Below are 25992 nucleotides of genomic sequence, written 5' to 3' on the forward strand. Positions count from 1 at the left end.
TCACTCCGCCGGATGGACCGTGATCCGCCCGGTGGTCTGGCGGGCGAAGAAGCGCGGCTTGTACATGTCCTCCAGCGTCGCGCCCGGCAGTTCATAGCTGCCGGGGGTGATGGCGCGGACGATGAAGGCCAGCTTGAAGGTCTGCTGGTCCTCGCCGATGTCGACGGCGGCGTTGTAGCGGTCGTCGCGCGCCTCCGACGTCCGGGTGGCGGTCAGTTCGCCCAGCCACGGCATCTCCTCCGGCGTGCCGGCGCCGAGCTTGGCGTTCTCGATCTCCCAGCCGGCGGGCAGCGGGTGGGTCACCATGCCCTGATGGAACAGCTTGGTGTTGGCCTCGCCCTCCAGCACGACGACGAAGACGTCGTTCTGCTTGATGGTGTCGAGGTTCAGCGGCTCGCCCTTGCGGGTGAAGAAGTAGCGCTTGATCCGCAGCCCCTCGCGCGCCGCCGGCTGCGGCGCCACCGGCACGCCGGACAGCGACACCGCCTGCCACACCGCCACCTTGCCCGAGTTGGCGACCGGGATGCCGGCCTTCAACTGGGCCAGCGTCGGCGTCAGGTCGACCCGCGCGCCGTCGCGCTTGGCACCGCCCAGCGTCACCTCGACCTTCGCCGGGGCGCCGCGCAGCAGCGCGTCGGCGGCCAGCACCGACCACGCCTTTTCCTGCGTGTTGGTGCGGTTCGCCGCGGTGGCCGACGCCGGCAGGCGGTCGATCAGCGCCGGGATGCGGTTGCCCGCCATGTTGACCTCGGTCATCAGCGCCACCAGCGCCGCGGCGTCGCGGACGGTGGAGCCGTAATCGACATGCCATTCCGCGCGCGCCAGATGGGCGACCGCGCTGTCGAAGGCGATGGTCGCCCGTTCCTGGTCGCCCATGCGGGCGAGCGCCGCGCCGAGCTGGCCCTTGGCGAGCGGGGTCGGCAGCGTCTCCAGCGCGGTGTCCAGCACATAGCGCGCCGGCCCCGGCAGGGATATCCCGGCCAGCGCCAGCGTGTGCAGGGCGTAGGCGCGGACCGCCAGTTCGTCCGGCTCCGACGCCTTTGAGATGGCGCGCTGGCGCAGCCACGACAGCGCGTCGGCCAGCGGCTTGTCCGGCACCGCCTCGCCCTTCTGCTTGGCGCGGACCAGGAACTCGGTGGCGTAGGCGGTCAGCCAGCCGTCGGCCTCGTCATGGGCGCCCCACAGGCCGAAGGCACCGTCGAAGCGCTGCTTGTCCAGCGTGCGGGAGATCGCCTGCTGCACCCGCCCCTCCAGCCCGTCGTCGGGCTTGCGGTCCTTGCCCAGCGCCAGCTCGACATCGCGCACCACCAGCAGCGGCAGGGCGCGGCTGACCGTCTGCTCCAGACAGCCGAACGGGTAGCGGTCGAGCGCGCGCAGGATGCCGCCGACGTCGAAGGGCGGCGCCGTGGTGAAGCTGGCCGACCAGCTCGTCGTGCCCGGCAGGTAGGCGGCCAGCTCGGCGCCGTCGAAACGCACGCTGTCGCCGGGGGCGATCTGGCGGGTGACGAACTGCGTCTCCACCGACCGCGCCGGGCGGACGGTGATGCCGTACTCGTGGTTGAGCGCGAGGTTGTCCGGCCCCTTCACCGCGACGGCGACGTGACCGATCCCGGCGGCAACGCCCTTCAGCGGCACGACCAGGGTCTTGCGCTCGCCCTTGGCCAGCGGGACCGACAAGGTGCCGCCCTCCACCGCCACGGCGTCGGTCGCGGTCACCGCGACGTCGTAGGTGCCGGCGGCGGCCTCGACATTGTGCAGCGACAGCGTCACCCGGCTGTCGTCGCCGGGGGCGAGGAAGCGCGGCAGGATGGCGTCGGCGACCAGCGGGTCGCGCACCGTCACCGCCCCGGCGCTGGAGCCGACGCGGCCGCGGCTGTAGGCCACCGCCATCAGCCGCAGCTCGCCGGTGAAGTCGGGGACGTCGAAGCCGATGCGGGCGGTGCCGTCGGCGCCGACCTTCACCGGGCCGTGGAACAGCGACACCACGGTGAAGGGCACCACCGGCAGGCCGGCGCCGCTGGAATCGCCACCCTGGCGCATCGCGCCGAACGGCCCCTCGAGCGGGCTGATCAGCCGGCCGTAATCGTCACGGATGTCGAGCCCGAGCCGGCGCTTGCCGAAGAAATGCTTCTCCGGCTGCGGGCTGGCGAAGTCGGTCAGGCGCAGGATGCCCTCGTCCACCGCGGCCAGCGTGACGTAGGTGTCCTCCAGCGATCCGCCACCGGCGGCGGCAACCGTCACCCCGACCTCCAGCCGGCCGTTCGGCCGCATGACCTGGGGCGCGTCCAGCGCGACGTCGATGGTGCGCACCGTCGGGTCGATGCCGACCCAGGCGACGCCCATGGCGCGCACCGGCTGGCGGTCGCGGCCCTTGACCGGCGGGCGGTAGGCGGTGGCGGTGACGTAGGCGCCCGGACCCCAGGCGGCGTCGACCGGGATCTCCACGGTCGCGCCCTCGGCCGGGACCGACAGGGTGCGGACGTCGAACAGCCGGTCGGTCGCCACCGTCACCAGCACCTCGCCGGCGAAGGGCGGCGCGATGCGGATGCGGGCGGTGTCACCCGGCTTGTAGGCCTGCCGGTCGGTGGAGACCTCCAGCTTGTCGGGGATGTCGGCGGTGTCGTCGTCGCTCTGCCAGCCAGAATAGAAGCGGTAGGAGCTGGCAACCCCGGCCGCCTTGTCGGTCACCTCGATCCGGTAGCGGCCGAAGTCGCGCTTGCCGAGCGCCAGCGCCGCCGGCTTGTCGGCGGCGACATCGACGGTGCCGGAGGCCAGCGGCACGTCGCGCACCGTGGCGTTGTAGCTGTAGCGGCCGTTGCGGCGGTACCAGACGAAGGACACCCGCTCTTCCACCAGCTCCCAATGGACGCCGGGCTTGGCGATGGCGCTGCCGTCCGGCGCCACCGCCACGAGGTCGAAGCCGGCCTCGGCCCCCTCGCCGATGCGGCCGTCGGAGAAGCGCGGGCGCAATCCCAGCGCGTAGGTCTTCGGCCGCACCGGCACCGACACCGACTTGTGCACCGGGCGCCCGCCCGGCTCCGACAGGGTGACGCGGATGTCGGCGCGCAGCGGCTTGGTGGTGTCGGGGATCTCGGGCAGCTTCACGTCGATGCGCGACACGCCCTGCGCGTCGGTCGTCGGGAACTCCAGCGGGTCGAGCCGCTCGGCCGGGCTGTCCTGGACCCGGCCGAACCGGTAATCCTTGAAATTCGGGTAGGGCATCGGGTCGGGCTTCAGCGCCACCTCGGCGGTGCCGTCCAGGCCGGCGGCGGGCGGGCCGTAGAGGAAGCGGCCCTGCGCCGTCACCTCGAAGGGTTGGCCCGGCACCAGGATCGGCGCCCCGGCGGTCAGGTCGAGCGCCAGCTTGACCGGCACGAAATCCTCGACCTGGAAGGAGCCGCGGCCGACCGGCTCGCCCTTCGGGTCGCTGTAGACCAGCACCTCCCAGCCGCCGAGCGGCGCGGTGCGGGTCAGCGACAGCGGCAGGAAGAAGCCGCCCGCCTCCTGCCCCTTCAGCGCGCCGCTGTAATACTCGGTGCCGCTGGGGCGCAGCACCTTGACGGTCAGCGGGAAATTCTCCACCGCCTCCGTCTTGTCGTCGCGCAGCAGGATCGACAGGTTGACCGTCTCGCCCTGGCGGTAGACGCCGCGGTCGGTGTAGACGAAGGCGTCCATCGGCCCCGGCGCCTCGCGCCCGCCAACGCCGCGGTCGCTGAGGTCGAAGGCGGCCTTGGTCAGGTCCTGCATGGCGAAATCGGTGCCGAGATAGGCCATCGCCATCTCCGGCGCGTTGCCGCCGGTCTTCAGCAGCCCGGACGGGAAGCGGGCGCGGCCGAGATTGTCGGTGGTCACCCGCGCCAGCTCGGCGTTGTTGCGGGCGATCAGCGCCACCTCGACCCCCGGCAGCGGCTTGGCGCTGCCGAAGGAGCGGGCGAAGACGGTCAGCCCGTCGGCGCCACGGACGCTGGTCAGCCCGATGTCGGACAGCAGCACCCATTGCGTCGCCAGCGAATCCCAGCGGTCGGGCGATTCGACGTCGTGCGGACGGGCGGTGACGGCGTAGAGGCCGGGCTTCGGATCCTCGCCCACCGCCTGGCGGAACGGCAGGGCGGCGGTGGTGTCGCGGTTGCGCTCCCCCTTGACGTCCAGCGTGCCCTTCCACACCAGCTCGCCGTTCTCCTCGGCCAGCCGGTCGGCGGCGTAGGAGGTCAGCTCGCTGAAGATGTTGCCTTCATACTTGCTCGCCACCAGGGCGCGGTCGGTGATGCGGTAGACGGCGACGTCCAGCTTGTCGGTGTTGACGCTGACCACCGGGATGCCGTCGCTGCCGGTGCGCGGCAGGATGTAGGCGGAGCCGCGGAAGGCGGCCATCGCCGGCCGGTCGGGCACGCGGATGCGCTGGGTCTCGTCGGCCTTCAGCAGCACGCCGTCCTCGCCCGGCAGGCCCTTGCGCAGGGTGACGGTGTAGCCGTTGCCGTGGGTCATGCCGCGCAGGCACAGCGTGTTGTCGCGCGGCTCGATGGCGATCTTGGTCGCCGGTTCGACCTGGAGGTAATCGCCGAAGCGCACCCCCTGCTTCTCGCTCAGCCGGTCGGAGAACTGGAAGCAGACGCGCGGGTTGGTGCCCTCCGGGTCGACGGTGACGCTGGCCAGCGTCATGCCGGCCTTCTGCCGCATGGCGATCCAGCGCTTGTCGAGGTTCGGCGCCTGGGCGTCGAGCGTCGCCGCTTCCAGCCGCCCGCTGAGTTCGCGAATCGCGGCCAGCGCCTTCACCCCCTCCTCCGGCTTGCCGAACGCCTCGTCCATCAGGGTGGCGAGGCGCCAGAGGATGGCGACCCGCTCCTCGTCCTTCGGGTTGAACTGGCCGGCCATCACCGCGCTGTGCAGCGCGCGGTCCTTGTTCGGCGGGGTGGCGGCCATCCAGGCGGCGCTCAGCTCCAGCCACAGCGAGGGCGAACCGCCGCCCTGGGTGATCGCCTGCTCGTATTTCTGGATCGCGCCGGCGATGTCCTTGCGGTCGCGGGCGGCGCGCGCCTGCTTCAGCAGGTCGGCGATGACCTGGGGCTTGGGCTGCGGCGGTGATTTCAGCAGCAGGCCATTGGCGTAGGCGGTGGCGTCGGCCAGCGCTCCCGGCGGCGTGTAGTCGGCCCGGACCGTGCCCGCCGACGCGGCCATCACCACCAGAACCCAGAGCAACGTCAGCAGCCGTACCATTGGGTATCGCCTTGAACCGGAAGCGGAAGGGCTTCCGTTATAGCGCCGATAATCGGTGGGGTGCGAGGTGGCGTTGTGGCGAACGCCGATAGATCGTTTCGCCTAGGACGGGGCGTCCTCTCCCAGCGCGATCCGCACCAGGGCCCGCTCGGCGATGCTGCGGTGGCGGTCGCGGTGGCGGACCAGATGGAAGCAGCGGGCCGGCAGTTCCAGCCCCTCCAGCGCGACGATGCGGCCGGCGGCCAGATCCTCGGCGACGACCAGATCGGACAGCACGCCGGCGCCGACGCCGGCCAGCAGGGCGGCGCGGATGATGCAGCCGCCGGGCAGCGTCATCGCGACCTCCAGCCCGGCGGGATCGAGACCGGCGGCACGGATCGCCTGGTCGAACAGGGCGCGGGTGCCGGAGCCGGGTTCGCGCAGGACCCAGCGGGCGGCGGCCAGTTCGTCACGCTTCACCCGCCCGCGCGTGGCCCAGGGATGGCGGCTGCCGACCACCAGCCGCAGCCGGTCGCCCGGCACCGCGTCCGACAGCAGCGCCGGGTCGGCGACCGCGCCCTCGGTGATGCCCAGTTCGGCGCGGCCGTCGCGCACCGCCTCGGCCACCTGCTCGGTGTTGCCGATGGTCAGGTCGACGCGGATGCCGGGATGGACGGCGGCGAAGCGCAGCAGGCGCGGCGGCAGCCAATGGTTGCCCACCGTCTGGCTCGCCGCCAGCCGCAGCGAACCGCGTGTCAGCCCCGACAGCTCGCCCAGCATGGTCCCGGCCTCCTCCACCTTCAGCAGGATGGCGCGGGCCTCGCGGTGCAGCAGGGTGCCGGCGGCGGTCAGTTCCACCCGGCGGCCGATGCGGTCGAACAGGCGCAGGCCATGCTCCGCCTCCAGCGCGGCGACGGCGGCGCTGACCGCCGGCTGCGACAGGTGCAGCGTCTCCGCCGCGCGGGTGAAGTGCAACGCCTCCGCCACCGCGACGAAGACGCGCAACTGCTCCAGCGTCACGCGAACAGCCCGGTGAAGGGCAGGAAGTCGACCAGATCGCCCGGCCGCACCGCCGTGGCCTCGGCCGGCATGTCGACCAGCCCATCGGCCTCCACCATCGAGGTCAGCACGCCGGAGCTGTTGGACGGGAACTTGATCGCCAGCGGCCGGCCGTCCTCGCCACGCTCCAGCCGGGCGCGCAGGAATTCGCGGCGGCCGGGCTTCTTGGTGAAGGAGAAGCCGGCGACCACCAGGCTGCGCGGCGTCGCCGTGCTGGTGGCGCCGGACAGCCGCAGCACCAGCGGCCGGCCGACCAGCAGGAAGGTCACCATCGCCGACACCGGGTTGCCCGGCAGCCCGAGGAAGGGCGTGTCGCCGACCCGACCCAGCGCCAGCGGCTTGCCGGGCTTGATCGCCAGCGTCCACAGGTCGATGGAGCCCAGCGCGTTGACCGCCGCCTTGACATGGTCCTCCTCGCCGACCGAGACGCCGCCGCTGGTGATCATCAGGTCGGCGGTCCCGGCGGCCTCGGCCAGGGCGGCGCGCGTCGCCTCGGGCTTGTCGGGCAGGATGCCGAGGTCGCGCACCTCAACCCCCAGCGCGTCGAGCTGGGCGGCCAGCGTGTAGCGGTTGGCGTCGTAGATGGCGTGGTCGGGCTTGGGCGTGCCCGGCTCCCGCAGTTCGTCGCCGGTGGAGAACAGCACGACGCGCAGCCGCTGGCGCACGGTCAGGGCGGAGCGGCCGACCGCGGCGGCCAGCCCGACCTCCTGCGCGCGCAGCCGCTGGCCCGGGTGCAGCACGGTGGAGCCGGCGGTCATGTCCTCCCCGGCCTTGCGGACGTTGGTGCCCGGCTTGAGCGAGGCCGGGACCAGCACGCCGTCCGCCTCGGTCCGGCAATCCTCCTGCATGGCCACGGTGTCGACCCCGGCGGGGACCGGGGCGCCGGTGAAGATGCGCACCGCCTCGCCGGCCCCGACCACGCCGTCGAAGACGGAGCCGGCGGGCACGCGGCCGACCGCCGCCAGCCGCCGGTGCCCCTCGCCCGCCACCGCCGCGAAGCCCCAGCCGTCCATGGCGGAGACGTCGGCCGGCGGCACGTTGACCGGCGCCACCACCTCCTCCGCCAGCACCCGGCCGAGCGCCTTGCGCAGCGGCACCTCCTCCGTCCCGGTCACCGCGCCATAGCCCTGCTCGATCCGCGCGACCGCTTCGTCGAGCGACAGGGGGGTCGGGCCGTGGGCGCTGCAATCGTCCATGATGTCGGTGTCCTTAAAAGCGTTGAAGCTGCGTGGATATGACGGCCGTCACGACTAGACCCGACCGCAGCGCCGGACATTGATCCCCATCAAACGTGGGGTCTGGCAATTTCATGACCAGATCCGCAGGCGGTCGGCTTGATGTGCTTCATCGCCATATGTGACTTCACCACATCGCAGGAATGGCTTATCTTGGAGCATGAACAAAGCCGTTCTCCTCCTGTCCCGCAAGACGATCTACGACGACGGAAGCATTGTCCAGGTCCGGGTCTGGTCCGTGACGGCCCCGGTGCCTCCGTCGGAGCACCGGTACAAGTACAGCCTGTTCTACGGCAGGGCTGGTGAACGGATCGTCGGGTACGACAACGAAAAGGGCAAGGGCGACCACAAGCACATCCGGGGCCAGCAGTCACCGGTTGCGTTCGAGTCAATCGACCAGTTGATTGACCAGTTCTTCACCGATGTCGCAGCGTTCAGGGAGGGAAGCCTATGACGACACTTCAGATCCACATCGGGGTTGACCTCCAGGCCGAGGCCGCCGCGATCAAGGACGCGATTCGCCGCCATGAAGCGGGCGAGACGGTCCGGGAACACCACATCACCTTCGAGTCCTTCGAGGGCATGAGCCGGGTGCTGACGCCAAAGCGACTGGAAATCCTCCGGCATCTGCACCGCAATCCCACCACGAGCATCCGGGCCCTGGCCGGGGCGCTGGGCCGCGATTACCGCAACGTCCACCTGGACGTGACCGCCCTGATCGAAGCCGGCCTGATCGACGATCAGGATGGGTTGCGGGTCGAGTATGACGATGTCGAGATGAAGATGGCTCTCTGACCAAGATTGCCCAACGGCATCAATCGTCTCGCGGCCCCGGGCGTCGGCCTTGCTTGACCTCCGACCGCTGGGCCTTGCCCTCCAGCCGTCGCTGCTGCGACCCGTAGGTCGGCTTGGTCTTGCGGCGGATTTTGGGCACGACCGATGCGTCGCGGATCAGGTCGATCAGCCGCTCCCGCACATCCTCGCGGTTCCGGAGCTGGCTCCGGTAGCTGTCGCCCTGGATGATCAACACCCCGGCGGACGTCATCCGCGATCCCGCCAACTTCGCCAGCCGGACCTTTACATCCGGTGGGATGTTCGGGGAGGCAGCGACATCGAATCGGAGCTGGACCGCCGAGTCCGTCTTGTTGACGTGCTGTCCGCCCGGCCCGGAGGCGCGGACGAACTCCTCCTGAAGCTCGGACTCGTCCAGCGAAATCCGATGGGTGACCCGGATGCTCATGGCGCCTCCGCTGGTGGCTCCGCCGCCGGCGCGATCGGATTGCGGGCGCGGAAGGCGCGGGCAAGCGCGGCGAAGCCGGCGACGTCGACCTCCTCCGCCCGGCCGGTCGGCGGGATGCCGGTCTCCTCCAGCAGGGCCTCGGCGTTGCCCAGCGACTTCAGGCTCTGGCGCAGCATCTTGCGGCGCTGGCCGAAGGCGGCGGCGGTGACCTGCTCCAGCGCGCGCCAGTCGGCCGGCTCCGGGTTGGCGCGCGGGGTCAGGTGGACGACGGTCGATTCGACCTTGGGCGGCGGGGTGAAGGCGCGCGGCGGCAGGTTGAACAGCACGCGCGCGTCCGACCGCCACTGGGTGATGACCGACAGCCGGCCGTACGCCTTGCTGCCGGGCTTGGCGACCAGCCGGTCGGCGACCTCCTTCTGGAACATCAGCGTCAGGCTGACATAGGCGTCGATGCGCGCCAGCCAGCCCAGCAGCAGCGGGGTCGCCACGTTGTAAGGCAGGTTCGCGACGATGGCGCGGGGGGCCGGCGCCAGCTGTTCGGTGTCGACGGTCAGCGCGTCGGCCTCGACGATGGTCAGGCGGCCGTGGGCGGCCTCGACCACGTCCTGCAGCGCGTCGATGAAGCGGCGGTCGCGTTCGATGGCGATGACCTTGACCGCATCGGTCGCTAGCAGCGCCCGGGTCAGCCCGCCCGGACCGGGGCCGACCTCGATCGCCGTGGTGCCGGCCGGCAGGTTGGCCGACCGCGCGATCCGCCCGGTCAGGTTCAGGTCGAGCAGGAAATTCTGCCCCAGCGACTTGCGCGCCTCCAGCCCGAAGCGCGCGATCACGTCGCGCAACGGCGGCAGGGCCTGCGGGTCGAAGGCGGCGGACGGCGCCGCGGGGGCGGCCGGGGGAACGGCCGGGGGAGCAAGGTTCGGGTCGGTCATTCCCGACTTATAGGCATCCCCCGCCCGCTTCACCAGACGACAGTTTGCAGGGCGCCGCTACAGCAAACGCCGCAGCAGCACGACCGCCACGACGCCGACCGCCACCGCGACCGCCATCGGCACGCGCCGGGCGATCAGGCAGACGAGCGCGGCGGCCAGCGCGTCCGACGGCCGCGACAGCGCGGCGGGGGCGACCAGCGCCACCAGCACGGCGCCGGGCGTCGCCTCCAGCGCCGCGTTGGCGGCCGGGCCGAGCCGGACCCGCGCGATCAGCCACGGCCCGCCGACCCGTGTCAGCCACGTCGCCAGCGCCCCGCCAAGGACGACGGCGAGGACGCTCCAGTCCAGCTCCAGCGCCTCAGGGCTCATAGCGCACCCTCCCCCGCCCCTGCCACGCCGCAACCGCTCCGCCCGCCACCGCCCCGGCCAGGATGTGCCACGGCCCGCCGGGCGACAGCGTGTGCACCGTGAGCGCCGCGGCGGCGCTGGCCAGCCAGGGCGGCAGCGACCTGACCCCGCGCCAGAACCCGGCCAGCAGGCAGAGGAAGACGGCGATGAAGGTGAAATCCAGCCCCCAGGCGGCGGGATCGGCGATCAGCGCCCCGGCCAGCGTCCCCGCCACCGTGCTGCCGAGCCACGCCAGATAGAGCGTCACCCCGACGCCGTACCAGTAGGCGAAGGCCAACCCCTCGCCCCGGCGCAGGGCCAGCGCCCAGACCTCGTCCGTCATGAAGAACAGCGCCGCCCCGGCGCGCGGGGCGGAGACGCCGCGCAGCCGCGGCGCCAGCGTTGCCCCCATCAGCAGATGGCGCAGATTGACCAGCAGGATGGCGCCGACCACCGCCAAGCCGGCGGTGCCCTTGCCCCACAGCTCGACCGCGACGAACTGCGAACTGCCGGCGAAGACCAGCCCGCTCATCAGCCCCATGTCGAGCGGCGACAGCCCGGCCTTGGCGGCGAGGCTGCCCAGCAGGAAGCCGAAGGGAACCGCGCCCGCCACCACCGGCAGGGCATGGACGACGCCCAGCGCGAACTCCTGCCGCGGGGACGCCGGAATGGTGAGAGTGTCGGTGCTCATGGCGGGAAGATTAGGCGGCGACGGCGGCGGTGTCTTGGACGGGATTGCTGCCGCGGCGGTAATGGCCGGGGGCGACGCCGACCCGGCCCTTGAACACCCGGTTGAAGTGCGCCTGATCGCAGAAGCCGCAGGCCAGCGCCACCTCGGCCAGCGGCAGCGGCCCGGCGAGCAGCCGCTTGGCGTGGCTGACCCGGCGGTCGGTCAGATAGCCGTGCGGGGTGGTGCCGACCGCGGCGCGGAACACCCGCAGCAGGTGGAAGCGGCTCAGCCCGGCCGCCGTCGCCAGATCGGCGAGTTCGACCGGGCTGTCGAGGTGGGCGTCGAGATACTCGCGGGCCCGGCGCACCGCCACCGGCTCCGGGCCGGCGGGGCGCGGGCGGGCGGTCAGGTCGCCGTGGCGCAGCGCCAGTGCGGTGAAGGCGCGCAGCGCGTCGATGTCGGCGCGCAACGGCTCGTGGTGTGCTCCCTCCAGCCCGTGGTGTAGCCCGGCGATGGCCTGGAACAGCTCCGGATCCTCGAACACCGTGGTGGCGAAGCGCGGCACGACGGGCTGCCCGGTCGCATCCTCCAGCAGCCGCTCGAACAGGGCGGTCGACGGGTAGAACATGCGGTAGGCGAAGCCGTCGTCCGCCGGCCGGCCGTCGTGCAGGATCTCGGGGTCGAGCGCCACCACCTGGCCGGCGTGGGCCGCCAGATCGACGACGCCGCAGCGGAACAGCTCCGTCCCGGCGGTGATGACGCCGACGACGAAGGTCTCGTGCGTGTGCAGGGCGTAGCTGTGGCGCTGGAACCGCGCGTTCAGGCACTCCATGCCGTCGAAGCGCGGCTCACGCCACAGCCGCGCGAAGTCGCCGCGCCCGGCCGGGGTCCCGGATTCCGCGTGCCCGGGGTTTGCATGGGTGAGTGCGCCGTTCTGGTCCATCGCCGCAGTCTAACAGCCGGGCGCGGCCATCGTCTTGGACAGGATTGCGGCAGCGCCGGAAGGTCGGTCCAGCGGCACGTTACACACGGTTACAGAGCGGGGGCTCGACGGATATCATCCGGTTACATCGGGGCGCGATCCTGGGGCCAACAAGAGAGACACCAAAAAAAGGCGATCCCCATGTCCACCACCACCTCCTCCACCGCCATGCCGTCGGCATCGCGGTCCTCCGCCTCCAGAACCCTGACGCGCGACGTCGTCACCCCCGTCACCATCGTGACCTTCGTCGTCTCCACCGTCACCGGCATCATGCTGCTGGGTCACTGGAACGCTGGGCTGGTGCGCTTCTCGCACGAATGGCTGAGCGTGGTCTTCTCCGCCATCGCGCTGTGGCACCTCGTGAAGAACTGGCGGGCCTTCACCGGCTATCTGAAGCGCAACGCCGCGCGGGCCGCCTTCGCCACCAGCCTGATCCTGTCGATCATCGTCACCGGGATGACCGGCACCACCGGCGGCGGCACCGTCAATCCGGGCGCGGTGTTCGGCGCGCTGTCCGGCGTCAGCCTGGACACCGCGGCGCCGGCGCTGGGCCTGCCCACCGACCAGGCCGTCGCCGTGCTGAAGGCCGCCAACATCGACGCGGCGCCGGGCGAGACCCTGACCGCCATCGGCACCCGCGCCGGGTCGAGCGGCGCCGCCATCGCGACGCTGCTGGCCAGCAAGCGCCCGCGCTGACGGCGGTCACACGTCAGCGTCACACGTCAGCGTCACTCTTCGGCGTCGTCGTCGCTCAGCAGATAGTCGATGTCGCCGCCGTCGAGGGCGCTGACCAAGCCCTTGCCTTCGATGGTGGCGGCGGACAGGCTGCCCTTGCGCCGCTGCAGGTCGAGGATGCGTTCCTCCACCGTGTTGGCGGCGATCAGCTTGTAGACGAAGACCGGCTTGTCCTGGCCGATGCGGTAGGCGCGGTCGGTCGCCTGATCCTCGGCGGCCGGGTTCCACCACGGATCGTAGTGGATCACCGTGTCGGCGGCGGTCAGGTTCAGGCCGCGGCCGCCGGCCTTCAGGCTGATCAGGAAGACCGGAACCTCGCGGTTCTGGAAGCGGTTCACCGGCTCCGCCCGGTCCAGCGTGCGGCCGGTCAGCTCGACATAGGGGACGGCGGCCTTCTCCAGTTCGATCTTGATCAGGTCGAGCATGGTGGTGAACTGCGAGAAGATCAGGATGCGCCGGCCTTCCGGCACCATCTCCGTCACCATGTCGACCAGGGCGGCCAGCTTGGCGCTCTGCCGGACCTTGGCGCCGTGGCCGCCCAGCGCGGCGATGGATTTCAGCAGCCGCGGGTCGCAGCAGACCTGCCGCAGCTTCAGCAGCGCGTCGATCACCGCGATGGCGTTCTGGCCCAGGCCGGATCCCTTGCCGCTGGCGGCCAGCGCCGCGCGCACCGTCTCGTTCACCGACAGGCGGATCGTCTCGTACAGGTCGCGCTGGTCGCGTTCCAGGTCGATGCGGACCACCACCTCGGTCTTCGGCGGCAGCTCCTTGGCCACCGCCTCCTTGGTGCGGCGCAGCAGGAAGGGGCGGATGCGGCGCATCAGCAGGTTGGCGCGGGTGTTGTCGCCGCGCTTCTCGATCGGCACGCGGTAGCGCTTGCCGAAATCCTTGCGGTCGCCCAGCAGGCCCGGCATCAGGAAGGCGAACTGGCTCCACAACTCGCCCAGATTGTTCTCCACCGGCGTGCCGGACAGGCAGAGCCGGTGCCGCGCCGGCAGCGCCGCCACCGCGCGGGTCGCCTTGCCGTCCGGGTTCTTGATCGCCTGCGCCTCGTCCAGCACGATGGTGTGCCAGCTCAGCCGCTTCAGCAGGTCGATGTCGCGGGCGACCACGCCGTAGGTCGTCACCACGATGTGGGCGCGGCCGAGGTCGGCCAGCTTGCCGTGGCGGTCGACGCCGTGCAGCACCACCACCCGCAGATGCGGGGTGAAGCGCCCGGCCTCCGCCACCCAGTTGGGCACCAGGCTGGTCGGCACCACCACCAGGCAGGGGTCGGTCAGCCGGCCCTCATGCTCCTCCATCGCGATGTGGGCCAGCGTCTGGGCGGTCTTGCCCAGCCCCATGTCGTCGGCCAGGATGCCGGCGACGTTGTTGGCGCGCAGGCTCTGCATCCAGGCCAGACCGGCGCGCTGGTAGTCGCGCAGCTCGCCCTGGAAGCCCGGCGGCGGCATCAGGTCGCCCGGCAGGTCGTCGGCGCGCAGCCGTTGCAGGTAGCCGTCGATCTGCGCCGTCTCGTCGCCCCGGCGGGCGATCAGGTCGTCGATGTCGAGCAGCGAATCGGCCTCGGCCAGCGGCACCTTCAGCCGGTCGCCGCTGCTGCGGCCGCTGTCCAGCATCGCCTCCAGCACGCTGAGCAGCCGCTCGATGCGCTCGGCCGGCAGGGCCAGCACGTTGCCGTCGTCCAGCACGATGTGGGCCCGGCCGTCGATGATCCGGGTGGTCGACAGGCCGCCCTTCTCGACCAGCCGCGACAGGATCGGCAGCAGCGGCTGGCGCTCGCCATCGATCTCGACGCCGACGTCGAGGTCGAACCAGCCGTCGCCGGCGTCGCGCACCGCGACCTCGACCTCGGCCCCCGGCTCGATCACCCGGGTGCCGAAATCGGCGCCGACCTCCATCGTCCAGCCGGCCTTGGTCAGGGCCGGCACCTCGTTGGCGAGGAAATGCGCCCAGCGCTCCTCGACGTCGCGGCCGGTCAGCCAGTGGACGCGGGCGCCGCGGGCGTTCAGCGCGCCCTTCGGCGGCTCGACGCGCGCCTGGGCGAAGCCGAGGCCGGACAGCCGATCGAGCGCCGCCTGTTCATCCGCCTTGTCGCGGCGGACGAAGGTGACCGAGCCGAACTCGTCCTCGTAGCGGGCGAACTGGCGCTGGTCGTCGGGCTCGATCTCCACCGGGTTGCCGGGGTCGCCATAGTCGAAGGACAGGCGCAGCACGTCGACCAGCCCGTCGGCCGGCGTCACCACCCGGCCCAGCCGGGCGATCACCCGCGGCGTCCGCTCGACGATGGCCGCCGCGTCGCCGGCGCCGCCGCGCACGCCGGGGATCGGGTTGTCGCGGAAGCTGGAGGGCGGCGGGGCGATGCGCGGCATCGCCGCCGGGGCGGAGCGCGACGGCCCGAACAGGCGCGAGGCCGGCTGGCCGGGCGCCTTGGCGGCGGGCGGCGGCACCGGAGCGGCCGCAGACGGCTTGGCCTTCGGCACCTCGACCACCTGGAGGTCGACCGGGAAGACGGTGCCGGTCGCGGAATCGACGCACCAATAGGACTGGCCCTTCACCAGCACGCTGCGGTCCGGCAGGCCGGTCGGCCGCAGCTTGCGGGTCGCCGGGTCGCGGAAGGTGCGGACGGTGCGGCCCGGCGCCTCGGCCAGCGGGGTGCCGTCGCGCCAGCGCAGCCGCCCGGTCGCCAGCAGGCGGCGCAGCAGGCGGTCGATCGCCTCGCCCCGGCTCTTGGCGACGGGGGTGCGCTCGCCACCGCCACCGCCGAGCAGCCGGGCGATGGCACGGTCGGCGTCGCCATCCAGGCTGCGCGGCGCCTTGGCCAGCACGTCGCGCGGGCTGGCCGGCGCGGTGTCGGCGCTGCCCTCGGCCACGAACTCCGCCAGGATGTAGCAGGCGATGTCGCCCTGCCCCGGCTCCAGCGTCCAGCGCAGGCTGCGCGCCGCCTCCGGGACGGGCAGCGGCGGAAAAGCGGACGGCGGCGACAGCGGCGCAACTGGCGGTGTGGCGGGCGGTGTGGCGGGCGGCCGGATCGCCGGCGGGCGAACGCCGCCCGAGCCCACCAGCGTCAGCGGCGGGGCCGGCGGCTTCGTCGCCTGGACGGCCATGGACTGGGTGGTCAGCGGCTGGGTGGTGAGCGGCCGGGCCGCCACAGGGACGGCCGGACGCGGCGGCTCGGCCGGCTTGGGCGGGGCGATCGGGGCGTTGACGTCGGCCACGTCGAACAGCGAGGCGCGGCGCCATTCCGGACGGGTGTCCAGCGCCATCATCGCCGCCGCCGCCATGTGGGCGCAGGCGTTGCGGCCGCAGGTGCACAGCCGGTCCAGCACGACGCTGCGCTTGCCCTGCACCGGCGTCACCGTCACCGCCAGCCGGCGGCCGAGGTCGGTGACCTCCGCCTTGATCCGGCCGGTGCCGGGCTCGCCCAGCGTCACCGCGCCGGTCATGATCAGGGTGCGCCCGCGCTGCAGCGTCTTGGCGTCGAAGACGCGGGTCAGGTCCTCCTGGGCGAAGGGGACGACGGCGCCGGCCGAATGGCCACGCGGCAAGGCATCGAAAAGCGACATGCGGGGCGGATGGGTCTCGACCGGAACGAAACGAAAACGGGGCGTCGGTATAGGGCCTTGCGCGGCAGGGCGCAAGCGTCACCTGGGTCGTGGCCGCCGCGACCGGGCGAACCGCGAACGCTCGTCATAGCACAGGATCGCCGCGGCATCACCCCGCATGAACATTTGACCGCCGATGTCGCGTCATCCCGGATGCCCGGGCGTCGGCAGGCCGGCGACGGCACACAGCCCGGCACCGCTGCCAAGCTGATGGGCGACCTTGCGGATGGCCCCCTCGACGAAGGACGGGTCGCCGGCGTGGACCAGCAGCGCCAGCCCGAGCAGCAGCAGCGCCAGCACGGCGGGCGAGGCGCGCAGCCGCGGCGCCCCATCCTTCCGGCTGGTCCACAGGAACAGCAGCACCGACAGGCCGCCGACCAGCAGCCCGGCCATCACCTCCGCGCCCGAATGGGCGGAGACGGCGACCCTGGACGCGGCGATGGCCAGCACCAGCAGCGCGGCGGCGGCCGGCAACCCCAGCCGCAACCAGGGCGACCCGGCGTCGCGCGCGGCCAGCGCGGCCACCGACCCGTAGAAGACGGCGGAGAAGGCGGCGTGGCCGCTGGGGCTGATGAAGCGGTCGCCGGCGAACAGCGCCGGGAACAGCGGCGGTTCCGGCAGGCCGCAGCCATGGCCGACCAGCTTCAGCACGACCATCGCCCCCAGGCAGACGGCCAGCGCCAGCAGCCAGCGCAAGGCCAGCGGCGCCGAATGCCGCCGCCACAGGGCGGTCGCGTACAGGGCGGAGAGGGGGACGAGAAGGCTGCTGCTGCCCAGATGGGTGATGGCACCGCTGGCGGTGGCGAGCATGGACGCTCCAGGCAACGGACAAGAGGGAGGTGGACGGCTCTGGGACATGGTGCGGCGCAGCACGAAGCGCAAGACCCGGCCCGGCGAGGCCGGCTCAGCCCACGCTCAGCCCCCGGTTCAGCCCCCGGTTCAACCGTCGAGCTGGTCGGCCCGCGCGTCGGCGATGACGCAGTTGCGCCCCGACCGCTTGGCCTCGTACAGCGCCTCGTCGGCGCGGCGGACCAGCCCTTCCGCGGTGTCGCCCAGCCGGCCGCCGACCGATATGCCGATCGAGACGGTGACGTTGATCTCGCCGCGGTCGGCCGACACGGTGAAGGGGGTGTCGGCGATGCGCGAGCGCAGCCGTTCGGCGACGATCAGCGCCGCCTCCCCGTCGGTGTCCGGCAGGATGACGATGAACTCCTCGCCACCCAGCCGGGCGACGAGGTCGAAGGTGCGCAGGTTGCGGCTGGACCGCGCCGACACCTCGCGCAGCACCTCGTCGCCGATGGTGTGGCCGTAGGTGTCGTTGACCACCTTGAAGTGGTCGATGTCGAACATCAGCACCGACACCGGCTTGTGGCTGTCGATGGCGCGCTCCAGCAGGCGCGGCAGGTGGGCGTTGACGTAGCGGCGGTTGAAGACGCCGGTCAGGCTGTCGGTCAGCGCCATCGACAGGCTCTGCTCGTAGTTCGAGCGCAGCCGTTCCTGGTAGCGCTTGCGCCGGATCTGGGTGCGGGCGCGGGCCAGCAGCTCGTTGCGGTCGACCGGCTTGACGACATAGTCGTTGGCGCCGAGTTCCAGCCCCTTGGCCACCTGCCCCAGCTCGCCCTCGTCGACCATCAGCAGGATCGGCACCTGCCGCGTCCGCTCGTGCGAGCGCAGCTGCGAGCACAGCCGCAACCCGTCCTCGTTCAGCAGGGTCAGGCTGACCACCACCAGATCGAGGTCGCCGGCCAGCGCGCGTTCCAGCGCCTTGGCGCAGGTGTCGGCGGCCATCACGCTGTTGTGGTCGCGCTGCAGCGTCTCCGTCACCTTTTCCAGGTCGAGGACGGAATCCTCCAGCACCAGCACGCTGGCGTGCTCGAAGGATTCGCTCAGCATGGTGCCGCTGCGCTCGATGACGCCGAACTGGCCCGACGTGGTCTCCCGCAGGCGCCACTCGTCCATCATCATCTTCAGCCGGACCAGCGAGCGCACCCGCGCGAACAGCGCGATGTCGTTCACCGGCTTGGTCAGGAAATCGTCGGCCCCGGCCTCCAGTCCGCGCACGCGGTCGGCGACGTCGGACAGCGCGGTCACCATCACCACCGGGATGTGCATGGTCGCGGGGTCGGAGCGGATCTTCTCGCACACCTCGAACCCGTCCATGCCCGGCATCATGACGTCGAGCAGCACGATGTCCGGCGATTCCCGGCGCACCAGTTCCAGCGCGTCCGGACCATTGAACGCCGTCAGCACATTGAAGTACTCGCGCGTCAGCTTCGCCGCGAGCAGCTTCACATTGGGCAGAACGTCATCGACGACGAGGACACGCGCTGACATGGACGGACGGAATCCTGCAAATTTTCACAAGCGGACTGGTCTGCACGCGAACAGGCTCAGTTGAGAAACTTCTTCACTGTTTCCAGGAACTTCACGACGGATATGGGCTTGGCCACATAGTCTTCACAGCCGCCCTGGCGAATTTTTTCCTCGTCCCCCTTCATGGCGAAGGCGGTGACCGCCACGACCGGGATGGATTTCAGGTCGGGATCGTCCTTGATCCAGCGCGTGACCTCCAGCCCCGACACCTCGGGAAGCTGGATGTCCATCAGGATCAGGTCGGGCCGGTGCCGGCGGGCGATCTGCATCGCCTCCATGCCGTCACGGGTCTGCAAGGTGTCGTAGCCGTGCGCTTCGAGCAGGTCATGAAACAGCTTCATGTTCAGCTCGTTGTCCTCGACGATGAGGACGGTCTTTGCCGGCTTCGCACCGGTCCCCGCTGGGCCGCCCGGTTCCGCTGACATGCATCCTCCCCTGGGCCTGGCCCGCGTTGACACCGCCCGTCTCGCCAGCCCCATGATCCGCGCGCCTTGCGGCCGCGGGCATGCACGCGGAGTCGAGAGTCCGGTATACCCCCTTTCTGAATAGGTCGCGACGGTTAAATTGTCGTTACCCGCGCTCGGAAAAGCGGTCGCGAACCACCGGCCGCAACGCGGCCGCCCCGGCGAAATGCCGAGCCGCACAACCAAATGGAACGTCGCCGGCGCAAAAGACAAAGCCGCCCGTGGAGGCCACGGGCGGCATGAGTTGTCTGTTCCGACAATCAGACAGGCTGTGGAGCGTCCGTCAGGCGGCGGACTTCACCTTGCGCTTGGCATCCCGGCGCCGGGCGTGCTTGGCGCCATACATCATGACGTCGGCCCGGCGCATCACCTCGTCCTCGCTGTCGTCGGCGCCGTAGGGTTGCGTCCCGACCGAGAAGCGCACCGGCAGGGCGTGGCCGCCCCACTCGACATGGCTGGCGTCGGCGATGGCGGCCAGTTGCCGGGCGCGGGCGAGGCCGGCGCCGGTGTCGGTGTTGGTCAGCAGCACCGCGAACTCGTCGCCACCCAGCCGGGCCACGACGTCCTCCTGGCGGACGTTGCCGACGATCAGGCGGGCCACCTGGCGCAGATAGCTGTCGCCGGCGATGTGGCCGTGGGTGTCGTTGATGGCCTTGAAGCCATCCAGGTCGATCATGACGAGCAGGCCGCCGGCGGTGCCGTGGCGGCGGGCGGCGGCAAGCTCGCGCCGGAAATGGCTGTAGAAACCCCGCCGGTTCAGCAGACCGGTCAGCTCGTCCGTCATCGTCAGGCTTTCGAGGTAGGCGATCCGCTCCTGCTGCTGCGCGATGGTTTCCTTGGCCTCGGCGAGCAGGGCGATCGTCTCATCCAGAGCTTGCCGCTCGGTCCCCCGCAGAAGCCCGACGCGCGACGCCAGCGCGACCGGCGACCAGTTCCCCGGCCCGTCGAAACGGTCGGAGACGTGGTGCTTCAGGTCCAGGGCGGCGACGATGGCGTTCATGGGTCGGCTCCTTGATGAAGGTCGGAACACTTCGCCATACCCCTAGCAACAGGTGTGCCAACCCCGCCGACCCGCAGATACGAAGCATTTTATCGATTGCGCCGCGGGCTCATCCTGCCGGGTTGGAGCCTCTTGCCCACCCCGACCCGGCAGCTTTTGCCGTCCGTCGGGAAATCCCTGCCGGGGCGCCGCCCCCAGAACGGCCGGGCACGGGGACAAAAACCGTCCCGGCCGGCCGCTCCCTGGGTCCTCACACCACCCGGTCGGGCGCGGTCCGGCCGGCCATCACGGCGTCGATGTTGTCCAAGGCCCGGAAGCCCATGGCGTTGCGCGTCTCCACCGTCGCGCTGCCCAGATGCGGCAGCAGGAAGGTGTTGGGCAGGTCGCGATAGCCCGGGTGCAGGTTCGGTTCATTCTCGAACACGTCCAGCCCGGCGGCGGCGAGCCGGCCGCGGGCGAGCGCGTCGATCACCGCCGCGTCGTCCACCACGCTGCCGCGCGCGGTGTTGATCAGGATGGCCCCCGGCGGCAGCCGCCCGATCCGGTCGGCGTTCAGCCAGTGGCGGGTTTCCGCCGTGGCCGGGAAATGCAGCGACAGGACATCGCACACCGGCAGCATCGCTTCGGGATCGGCGTGGTAGGTCGCCCCCTCTGCCAGCTCCGGCGGCAAGGGCCGGCGGTTGCTGTAGTGGATGTCCATGCCGAAGGCGCGGGCGCGGCGCGCCACCGCTTGCCCGATCCGCCCCATGCCGACGATGCCGAGCCGCTTGCCGCCGATGTGGGTCCCCATCAGCTGGGTCGGGGTCCAGCCGGTCCAGGCGGCGGCCCGGATCATCCGCTCCCCCTCCGACGCCCGGCGGGCGGCGCCCAGCAGCAGCAGCAGCGCGATGTCGGCGGTGGCGTCGGTCAGCACGTCCGGCGTGTTGGTGACGACCAGCCCGCGCGCCCGCGCCGCCTCCAGGTCGATGTGGTCGGTCCCGACCGAGAAGGTGGCCAGCACCTTGACCCGCGGCGGCAGCGCGGCGATGGCGGCGGCGTCCAGCCGGTCGCCGGCGCAGCACAGCACGGCGTCGGCCCCCGCCGCGGCCGCCCGGGCGGCGATCTCCGCCCCGCTGAAGGCGGTGTCGTCCGGATTGAGGGTCGCCGCATAGTCGCGCGCCGCCCGCGCCTCGACCGCGTCGGGCAGGCGCCGGGTCAGCAGCACGGCCGGGCGGCCGGACGGCATGCGCCCCGATGACGTGTCAAGCGGGTTCTCGGCAGGGCTTGTCATTCCGGCTGTTCCCTTCCATTGATAGGAATTGCGGGTGGCGGCTCTTTCGGACCGCGACGAAAACACCCATACTTCACCTCGAGCCGTCAATCACCTGTGGATCCCGACTTGTTCGACCGTCTTTACGCTCTCCCGGCCGCCCTGCCGGCGACCGTCGGCGCGGCTTTCGTCGCCGGGGCTCTCCTTGCGAGCGTCCCCGCCATGGCCCAGCCGGCCGCCACCTCGCTCGCGGCGGTCGCGGCGAAGATCCAGCCCCACCGGGCGCTCTACACGATGTCGCTGGCGTCCGCGCGCAACGGGTCGAAGGTCAGCGGCGTCCGCGGGCGCATGATGTTCGAATGGGCCGACGCCTGCGACGGCTGGACGACGGAGCAGCGGTTCCAGCTGCGCTTCGTCTACAGCGAAGGCGACGACATGGCGATGAACACCAACTACACCACCTGGGAGTCGAAGGACGGCCGCCACTACCGCTTCAACGTCCGCAAGCTAGTGAACGGCGAACTGGACGACGAGGTGCGCGGCGAGGCCAACCTGAAATCGGCGGACGGCGGTGGAACCGCCCAGTTCACCAAGCCGGAACCGCAGGAGATGGAGCTGCCGCCCAGCACCATGTTCCCGACCGCCCACACGCTGGCGATCCTGGACCACGCCGCCGCCGGCGAGCCCTTCTTCACCCGCACCATCTTCGACGGCTCCGACGCCGAGGGACCGACCGAGGTGTCGACCGTCGTCGGCAAGGCCGCGGCGCCGCTGGAATCCGCCAAAGACCCGCTGCTCAAGGTGGAGAAATCCTGGCCGGTCCGCATGGCCTTCTTCCCGACCCAGAGCGATTCCGCCCAGCCGGAATACGAGATGAGCCTGCGCCTGCTGGAAAACGGCATCGCTGAATCGATGCAGATCGACTACGGCGATTTCACCGTCAACGCCGTGCTGGACAAGATCGAGGCGCTGCCGAAGTCGGGTTGCTGACCGCCACACTCTTTCGGGTTCCACCGTTTCCCTGTTGATCGCGACTCGCGGCTGCGCTTAACTGTGGGTTGAGGTTTTGTGCAACAGGCCGCTCGCCCCATGCGGCGACCGGCCGTCCGAGGGTTCCGTCATGAGCAAGAAGCATGTCCAGATCGGGCAGGTTTTCCAACCGGTCGGCGGTGCCGGCGTCCGTGGTTGGCGGGTGACGGCGACGGTCAACCTGCTGGGCATTCCCCACGCCCGTGTCGTCAGCACCGAGGACGAAGGCGTGTCCAAGACCCTGAGCTGCTCCGTCCTCGCCGACTCCAGCCACTACCGCCTGATCGCCTCGGCCCCGGCCGGCGGCATCGCCGCGTAAGGCGGCTGCAACGCGTTTCGCCCGCTTGGCCACCGTCTCCCGCCAAGCGGGGGAGGGAGTGACGCGGCACGACACCGCCTCCTCCACGCCTCGCCTCCCCTACTCCTCGCCGCGCCGTTCCCGCAGCTTCGCCCAATAGTCCAGGCGCTTGCGGATGTCGCGCTCGAATCCCCGCTCCACCGGCTGGTAGAAGGCGCGCCGCTCCATCCCGTCCGGAAAGTAATTCTGGCCGGAGAAGCCGTCGGCCGTGTCGTGGTCGTACTCGTAGCCCTTGCCGTAGCCGATGCTCTTCATCAGCTTGGTGGGGGCGTTGAGGATGTGCTTGGGCGGCATCAGCGACCCGGTTTCCTTCGCCGCGCGCACCGCCGCCTTGTAGGCGGTGTAGCCAGCGTTCGACTTGGGCGCCGTCCCCAGATAGATGACCAGCTGCGCCAGCGCCAGCTCGCCCTCCGGGCTGCCCAGCCGCTCATAGGCTTCCCACGCGGCGATGGCCTGGGTCAGCGCGTTGGGATCGGCCATGCCGATGTCCTCGACCGCGAACCGGGTCAGCCGGCGCGCGATGTAGCGCGGATCCTCGCCGCCGTCGAGCATCCGGCTGTACCAGTAGAGCGCGGCGTCGGTGTCGGAGCCGCGCAGCGACTTGTGCAGCGCGCTGATCAGGTTGTAGTGCCCCTCCTGCGCCTTGTCGTAGAGCGGGGCGCGGCGCTGGATGGTGGCGGCGAGCGCGTTGGTGTCGAGAACCGTGTCCGGCGGCAGGGCGAACAGCTCCTCGCACAGGTTCAGGCAGAAGCGGCCGTCGCCGTCGGCCATCGCCTTCACCGCCGCCCGCGCGTCGGCGTCGAGCGGCAGGGGATAGCCCATCTCCGCCTCCGCCCGCGACAGCAGCTTTTCCAGCGCGGCGTCGTCCAGGCGGTTCAGCACGAACACCTGGGCCCGCGACAGCAAGGCGGCGTTCAGCTCAAAGGATGGATTCTCGGTGGTGGCACCGACTAGCGTGACGGTGCCGTCCTCGACATAGGGCAGGAAGCCGTCCTGCTGCGAGCGGTTGAAGCGGTGGATCTCGTCGATGAACAGCAGCGTCCCCTGCCCGGCCGCCCGCCGCGCCCGCGCCGCGTCGAAGACACGGCGCAGGTCGGCGACTCCGGAGAAGACCGCCGACAGTGGCTCGAAATGCAGGTCGGTGCTGTGGGCGAGCAGGCGGGCGATGGTGGTCTTGCCGCAGCCCGGCGGCCCCCACAGCACCATCGACGCCAGCCGCCGCGCCGTCACCATGCGGCCCAGCGGGCCGTCGGGCTTCAGCAGATGGTCCTGTCCGACCACCTCGTCGAGCGTGCGCGGGCGCAACCGGTCGGCAAGCGGGCGCGGCGCCGCCGACTCGAACAGACCGCCCCCCGCCCCTGCCCCGGTGTCGCCGCGCTTTGCCATCGGTCGGGCCTCAACGCACCGCGTTGCAGCGCTGGAAGCACTGCTTCAGCTGGTAGCTGCAGTTGTCGGTCGGGCTGAAGGGGGTCGAATCGGCCCGCTCGATGCCGCCGCCCTGGTTGCGGGCCGCCACCGAGTCCATGCAGACATTGTGGCTGCGCTCGCACTGGGCTTGGCAGGACGCACCGGCGCCGGAGCCGTTGTCCAGCCGCAGCGACTGGTCGTCCGCGCCGGCACGCGGCGTCGACGGACCGGGGACCACGGTGACGGTGGGGGCCGGCCCCGAGGCGGCAGGGCGCCCGGCGGGCTTGTCGGCGCAAGCCGAAAGACCGATCAGCGCAACGGCCAGCAGCGGAGCGATAAGACGGACCGGACGGAACATAGCCACGACGGCTCCTATTCTTCTTGTTAAGGAGATGGACATGGGCAGGGCGGAATGCCACACCCCCTGGACCATCCCCCGATCGGCCCCCACTATGCCGATAACCTGAGTAAGAAGGGAATGACTGAAATGACATCGAATTCGGGGAGCGGCCGCTCCCGCCGCGCGTCCTGGCGGTTGTTTCTCGGCCTGCTGGTCCTCGGTCTCGTCATGCTGGTGGCGCGCGCGCTGGCGCTGCCGAACATGAGCATGGGCGAGATGGTGATTCCGCTGATCGGCGGCCTGTTCGTGGCGGTCGCGATCGTCGTCATCGTCCGCCGCGACCGCGCCGACCGCAACGCCCTGCCGCCGTCCCAGCGCAACCGCCAGGACCAGGGCAACCCGGACTGACGCCGCTTCTGGATCAGACGAACTTGAAGCTGAGCAGGCCGCCGACCACCACGACCAGCAGGACGGTGGCCACCAGCATCAGGCGCTTTTCGATGATGTGCTGCACCTGCGGTCCGTAGAAGTGCAGCAGAATGGCAATCATGTAGAATCGGGAAAAGCGCGCGACGATCGAACACAGGATGAAGACCGTCAGGTCGAGGTGGGCGAATCCGGCGGTGATCGTCAGCAGCTTGTAGGGAATCGGCGTCACGCCCTTCAGGATCAGGAACCAGGGCCCGAACTCGCTGAACATCTCCTGGAAATGCTGGAACGACTCCTGCGCGTTGTAGAGGTCGATGATCATCCGTCCGATGCTCTCGAACAGATAGAAGCCCAGGGCATAGCCCAGCAGCCCGCCGATCAGCGACGCGAAGGCGCAGACGTTGGTGTAGAACCACAGCTTCTTCGGCTTCGCCAGGCACATCGGCACCAGCATCACGTCCGGCGGCAGCGGGAAGAAGGAGCTTTCGGCGAAGGAGATCGCCGACATCCACCAGACCGCGTCGTCGCGGGCGGCGAGGCGCTGGATACGCGTGTAAAGAGAACGCAACATTCGACCGGCCATATAAGAGAAAACCCTTCCTCCGGGGGAATGCCCCGAAGGAAGGGTCCAAACATGTCACCGATATCGGCGGCCCCGGCCCGTCCGGCAAGAGCGGTCATCGCTCTTTGCCGACCAAGCCCGCAGACCGGCCGATGACGCGGTCATGTTACTCCGCGGTCTCGGCCTCGGCCTCGACGTCCTGCGTCGGGCCCGAATCGAGGCCCTTGGCGGCGACGTCGCGGTCGACCAGCTCGAACACCGCCATGTCGGCGGCGTCGCCGTAGCGGAAGCCGGCCTTCAGGACGCGGCTGTAGCCACCCTGGCGATCCTTGTAGCGATCGGCCAGCACCGTGAACAGCTTGGTGACCGTGTCGTTGTCACGCAGCTGCGCAAACGCCAGACGACGGTTGGCCAGGCCACCCTTCTTGCCGAGCGTGATCAGCTTGTCGACGATCGGACGCAGGTCCTTCGCCTTCGGCAGGGTGGTGGTGATCTGCTCGTGCTTGATCACCGCGTTCGCCATGTTCGAGAACATGGCCTTGCGGTGGCTGCTGGTCTTGCTGAACTTACGTCCCGAAACGCCGTGACGCATGGCGGTCCTCCTTCATGGCTTGGCCCCCCTCGGGGAGCCGATCGTGAACCCCGCCGCCCAGACGAAGCGCTGGTACGGCTGCGGGTCGGGCCGGTGCGGCCCTGGGAACAGCGCCCTTCCCACACGATGGCGGAAAGGGCGCGAAACGCGCGAGATG

24 protein-coding genes are annotated in these 25992 nt (G+C 70.8%); 6 read left to right on the top strand and 18 right to left on the bottom strand.

Annotation, left to right across the window (positions count from 1 at the left end):
- The 3 genes from TSO352_RS22885 to glp all read right to left on the bottom strand — a co-directional run bounded on the left by TSO352_RS22885 (position 1) and on the right by glp (position 7448).
- Positions 1 to 5214, bottom strand: a complete 5214-nt coding sequence (locus tag TSO352_RS22885; RefSeq protein ID WP_109109494.1) for an alpha-2-macroglobulin — start codon at positions 5212 to 5214, stop codon at positions 1 to 3.
- 102 nt (positions 5215 to 5316) lie between these two features.
- Positions 5317 to 6213 carry a LysR substrate-binding domain-containing protein gene (locus tag TSO352_RS22890; RefSeq protein ID WP_109109495.1) on the bottom strand — a complete coding sequence of 299 codons (897 nt, stop codon included), beginning with the start codon at positions 6211 to 6213 and terminating at the stop codon, positions 5317 to 5319.
- A complete protein-coding gene (glp, locus tag TSO352_RS22895; RefSeq protein ID WP_109109496.1) occupies positions 6210 to 7448 on the bottom strand; it encodes a gephyrin-like molybdotransferase Glp in 1239 nt (412 codons plus the stop codon). The genes TSO352_RS22890 and glp overlap by 4 nt, the downstream gene beginning before the upstream one ends.
- A gap of 199 nt (positions 7449 to 7647) precedes the next feature.
- Here glp and TSO352_RS22900 point away from each other — a divergent pair, with 199 nt between their 5' ends.
- Together TSO352_RS22900 and TSO352_RS22905 are read left to right on the top strand one after the other, a co-directional pair.
- A complete protein-coding gene (locus tag TSO352_RS22900; RefSeq protein WP_109109497.1) occupies positions 7648 to 7941 on the top strand; it encodes a DUF6516 family protein in 294 nt (97 codons plus the stop codon).
- Positions 7938 to 8282: a winged helix-turn-helix transcriptional regulator gene (locus TSO352_RS22905; RefSeq protein ID WP_109109498.1), complete on the top strand. Its 345-nt coding sequence runs from the start codon at positions 7938 to 7940 to the stop codon at positions 8280 to 8282. Before TSO352_RS22900 ends, TSO352_RS22905 begins: the two co-directional genes overlap by 4 nt.
- A 19-nt stretch (positions 8283 to 8301) precedes the next feature.
- On the opposite strand, the gene arfB is transcribed toward TSO352_RS22905, so the two are convergent.
- Genes arfB through TSO352_RS22930 form a run of 5 tightly spaced genes read right to left on the bottom strand, consistent with a single transcriptional unit; the run spans position 8302 to position 11656 of the window.
- Entirely contained in the window at positions 8302 to 8727 is a 426-nt protein-coding gene (gene arfB / locus TSO352_RS22910) for an alternative ribosome rescue aminoacyl-tRNA hydrolase ArfB (RefSeq protein WP_109109499.1), read from the bottom strand.
- On the bottom strand, positions 8724 to 9656 hold the full coding sequence (rsmA, locus tag TSO352_RS22915; RefSeq protein ID WP_247872328.1) for a 16S rRNA (adenine(1518)-N(6)/adenine(1519)-N(6))-dimethyltransferase RsmA: 933 nt from the start codon (positions 9654 to 9656) through the stop codon (positions 8724 to 8726). The genes arfB and rsmA overlap by 4 nt, the downstream gene beginning before the upstream one ends.
- A gap of 57 nt (positions 9657 to 9713) precedes the next feature.
- Positions 9714 to 10025, bottom strand: coding sequence for an AzlD domain-containing protein (locus tag TSO352_RS22920; protein WP_109109500.1), 312 nt, complete (start codon positions 10023 to 10025; stop codon positions 9714 to 9716).
- Complete coding sequence (locus TSO352_RS22925; RefSeq protein ID WP_109109501.1) at positions 10015 to 10734, bottom strand: AzlC family ABC transporter permease; 720 nt, start codon at positions 10732 to 10734, stop codon at positions 10015 to 10017. Before TSO352_RS22925 ends, TSO352_RS22920 begins: the two co-directional genes overlap by 11 nt.
- A 10-nt stretch (positions 10735 to 10744) precedes the next feature.
- A complete protein-coding gene (locus TSO352_RS22930; RefSeq protein WP_109109502.1) occupies positions 10745 to 11656 on the bottom strand; it encodes an AraC family transcriptional regulator in 912 nt (303 codons plus the stop codon).
- Between the two features lie 180 nt (positions 11657 to 11836).
- On the opposite strand from TSO352_RS22930, the gene TSO352_RS22935 reads away from it, so the two are divergent.
- Positions 11837 to 12391, top strand: coding sequence for a DUF4405 domain-containing protein (locus TSO352_RS22935; RefSeq protein ID WP_247872329.1), 555 nt, complete (start codon positions 11837 to 11839; stop codon positions 12389 to 12391).
- A 32-nt stretch (positions 12392 to 12423) separates the two neighbouring features.
- Here the strand turns inward: TSO352_RS22935 and TSO352_RS22940 are convergent, their stop codons facing one another.
- The 6 genes from TSO352_RS22940 to TSO352_RS22965 all read right to left on the bottom strand — a co-directional run bounded on the left by TSO352_RS22940 (position 12424) and on the right by TSO352_RS22965 (position 21139).
- On the bottom strand, positions 12424 to 15993 hold the full coding sequence (locus tag TSO352_RS22940; RefSeq protein WP_109109503.1) for a DEAD/DEAH box helicase: 3570 nt from the start codon (positions 15991 to 15993) through the stop codon (positions 12424 to 12426).
- Positions 15994 to 16176: 183 nt separating this feature from the next.
- Positions 16177 to 16842 carry a phosphatase PAP2 family protein gene (locus tag TSO352_RS22945; protein WP_109109504.1) on the bottom strand — a complete coding sequence of 222 codons (666 nt, stop codon included), beginning with the start codon at positions 16840 to 16842 and terminating at the stop codon, positions 16177 to 16179.
- 129 nt (positions 16843 to 16971) lie between these two features.
- Complete coding sequence (locus tag TSO352_RS22950; RefSeq protein WP_109109505.1) at positions 16972 to 18366, bottom strand: PleD family two-component system response regulator; 1395 nt, start codon at positions 18364 to 18366, stop codon at positions 16972 to 16974.
- Between the two features lie 56 nt (positions 18367 to 18422).
- Positions 18423 to 18830: a response regulator gene (locus TSO352_RS22955; RefSeq protein ID WP_109109506.1), complete on the bottom strand. Its 408-nt coding sequence runs from the start codon at positions 18828 to 18830 to the stop codon at positions 18423 to 18425.
- Between the two features lie 322 nt (positions 18831 to 19152).
- Positions 19153 to 19869, bottom strand: coding sequence for a GGDEF domain-containing protein (locus tag TSO352_RS22960; protein WP_109109507.1), 717 nt, complete (start codon positions 19867 to 19869; stop codon positions 19153 to 19155).
- A gap of 250 nt (positions 19870 to 20119) precedes the next feature.
- Complete coding sequence (locus TSO352_RS22965) at positions 20120 to 21139, bottom strand: D-glycerate dehydrogenase (protein ID WP_109109508.1); 1020 nt, start codon at positions 21137 to 21139, stop codon at positions 20120 to 20122.
- A 108-nt stretch (positions 21140 to 21247) separates the two neighbouring features.
- Here TSO352_RS22965 and TSO352_RS22970 point away from each other — a divergent pair, with 108 nt between their 5' ends.
- Positions 21248 to 22108 carry a cell envelope integrity EipB family protein gene (locus tag TSO352_RS22970; RefSeq protein WP_109110819.1) on the top strand — a complete coding sequence of 287 codons (861 nt, stop codon included), beginning with the start codon at positions 21248 to 21250 and terminating at the stop codon, positions 22106 to 22108.
- Positions 22109 to 22238: 130 nt separating this feature from the next.
- Entirely contained in the window at positions 22239 to 22466 is a 228-nt protein-coding gene (locus tag TSO352_RS22975) for a hypothetical protein (RefSeq protein ID WP_109109509.1), read from the top strand.
- Between the two features lie 99 nt (positions 22467 to 22565).
- Here TSO352_RS22975 and TSO352_RS22980 read toward each other — a convergent pair whose 3' ends face one another.
- A complete protein-coding gene (locus tag TSO352_RS22980) occupies positions 22566 to 23891 on the bottom strand; it encodes a replication-associated recombination protein A (protein ID WP_109109510.1) in 1326 nt (441 codons plus the stop codon).
- Between the two features lie 10 nt (positions 23892 to 23901).
- Entirely contained in the window at positions 23902 to 24276 is a 375-nt protein-coding gene (locus TSO352_RS22985) for a hypothetical protein (RefSeq protein WP_146210785.1), read from the bottom strand.
- Positions 24277 to 24399: 123 nt separating this feature from the next.
- On the opposite strand from TSO352_RS22985, the gene TSO352_RS22990 reads away from it, so the two are divergent.
- Entirely contained in the window at positions 24400 to 24660 is a 261-nt protein-coding gene (locus TSO352_RS22990; protein WP_146210786.1) for a hypothetical protein, read from the top strand.
- 13 nt (positions 24661 to 24673) lie between these two features.
- Here the strand turns inward: TSO352_RS22990 and TSO352_RS22995 are convergent, their stop codons facing one another.
- Together TSO352_RS22995 and rplQ are read right to left on the bottom strand one after the other, a co-directional pair.
- Positions 24674 to 25252, bottom strand: a complete 579-nt coding sequence (locus tag TSO352_RS22995; RefSeq protein ID WP_109109513.1) for a YqaA family protein — start codon at positions 25250 to 25252, stop codon at positions 24674 to 24676.
- A 157-nt stretch (positions 25253 to 25409) separates the two neighbouring features.
- Positions 25410 to 25835 (bottom strand): 50S ribosomal protein L17, encoded by a 426-nt coding sequence (gene rplQ / locus TSO352_RS23000; protein ID WP_109109514.1) that lies wholly within the window; start codon positions 25833 to 25835, stop codon positions 25410 to 25412.
- Positions 25836 to 25992: the final 157 nt, after the last annotated feature.

Source organism: Azospirillum sp. TSO35-2, from assembly GCF_003116095.1.
Taxonomy (GTDB): Bacteria; Pseudomonadota; Alphaproteobacteria; order Azospirillales; family Azospirillaceae; genus Azospirillum.

Coding starts and splice junctions, on each gene's coding strand:
- glp (WP_109109496.1), bottom strand. CDS start 7,448: ATGGACGATTGCAGCGCCCACGGCCCGACCCCCCTGTCGCTCGACGAA.
- TSO352_RS22930 (WP_109109502.1), bottom strand. CDS start 11,656: ATGGACCAGAACGGCGCACTCACCCATGCAAACCCCGGGCACGCGGAA.
- rplQ (WP_109109514.1), bottom strand. CDS start 25,835: ATGCGTCACGGCGTTTCGGGACGTAAGTTCAGCAAGACCAGCAGCCAC.
- TSO352_RS22900 (WP_109109497.1), top strand. CDS start 7,648: ATGAACAAAGCCGTTCTCCTCCTGTCCCGCAAGACGATCTACGACGAC.
- TSO352_RS22960 (WP_109109507.1), bottom strand. CDS start 19,869: ATGAACGCCATCGTCGCCGCCCTGGACCTGAAGCACCACGTCTCCGAC.
- arfB (WP_109109499.1), bottom strand. CDS start 8,727: ATGAGCATCCGGGTCACCCATCGGATTTCGCTGGACGAGTCCGAGCTT.
- TSO352_RS22975 (WP_109109509.1), top strand. CDS start 22,239: ATGAGCAAGAAGCATGTCCAGATCGGGCAGGTTTTCCAACCGGTCGGC.
- rsmA (WP_247872328.1), bottom strand. CDS start 9,656: ATGACCGACCCGAACCTTGCTCCCCCGGCCGTTCCCCCGGCCGCCCCC.
- TSO352_RS22945 (WP_109109504.1), bottom strand. CDS start 16,842: ATGCTCGCCACCGCCAGCGGTGCCATCACCCATCTGGGCAGCAGCAGC.
- TSO352_RS22990 (WP_146210786.1), top strand. CDS start 24,400: ATGACATCGAATTCGGGGAGCGGCCGCTCCCGCCGCGCGTCCTGGCGG.
- TSO352_RS22940 (WP_109109503.1), bottom strand. CDS start 15,993: ATGTCGCTTTTCGATGCCTTGCCGCGTGGCCATTCGGCCGGCGCCGTC.
- TSO352_RS22935 (WP_247872329.1), top strand. CDS start 11,837: ATGTCCACCACCACCTCCTCCACCGCCATGCCGTCGGCATCGCGGTCC.
- TSO352_RS22995 (WP_109109513.1), bottom strand. CDS start 25,252: ATGTTGCGTTCTCTTTACACGCGTATCCAGCGCCTCGCCGCCCGCGAC.
- TSO352_RS22905 (WP_109109498.1), top strand. CDS start 7,938: ATGACGACACTTCAGATCCACATCGGGGTTGACCTCCAGGCCGAGGCC.
- TSO352_RS22885 (WP_109109494.1), bottom strand. CDS start 5,214: ATGGTACGGCTGCTGACGTTGCTCTGGGTTCTGGTGGTGATGGCCGCG.
- TSO352_RS22965 (WP_109109508.1), bottom strand. CDS start 21,139: ATGACAAGCCCTGCCGAGAACCCGCTTGACACGTCATCGGGGCGCATG.
- TSO352_RS22925 (WP_109109501.1), bottom strand. CDS start 10,734: ATGAGCACCGACACTCTCACCATTCCGGCGTCCCCGCGGCAGGAGTTC.
- TSO352_RS22950 (WP_109109505.1), bottom strand. CDS start 18,366: ATGTCAGCGCGTGTCCTCGTCGTCGATGACGTTCTGCCCAATGTGAAG.
- TSO352_RS22920 (WP_109109500.1), bottom strand. CDS start 10,025: ATGAGCCCTGAGGCGCTGGAGCTGGACTGGAGCGTCCTCGCCGTCGTC.
- TSO352_RS22955 (WP_109109506.1), bottom strand. CDS start 18,830: ATGTCAGCGGAACCGGGCGGCCCAGCGGGGACCGGTGCGAAGCCGGCA.
- TSO352_RS22980 (WP_109109510.1), bottom strand. CDS start 23,891: ATGGCAAAGCGCGGCGACACCGGGGCAGGGGCGGGGGGCGGTCTGTTC.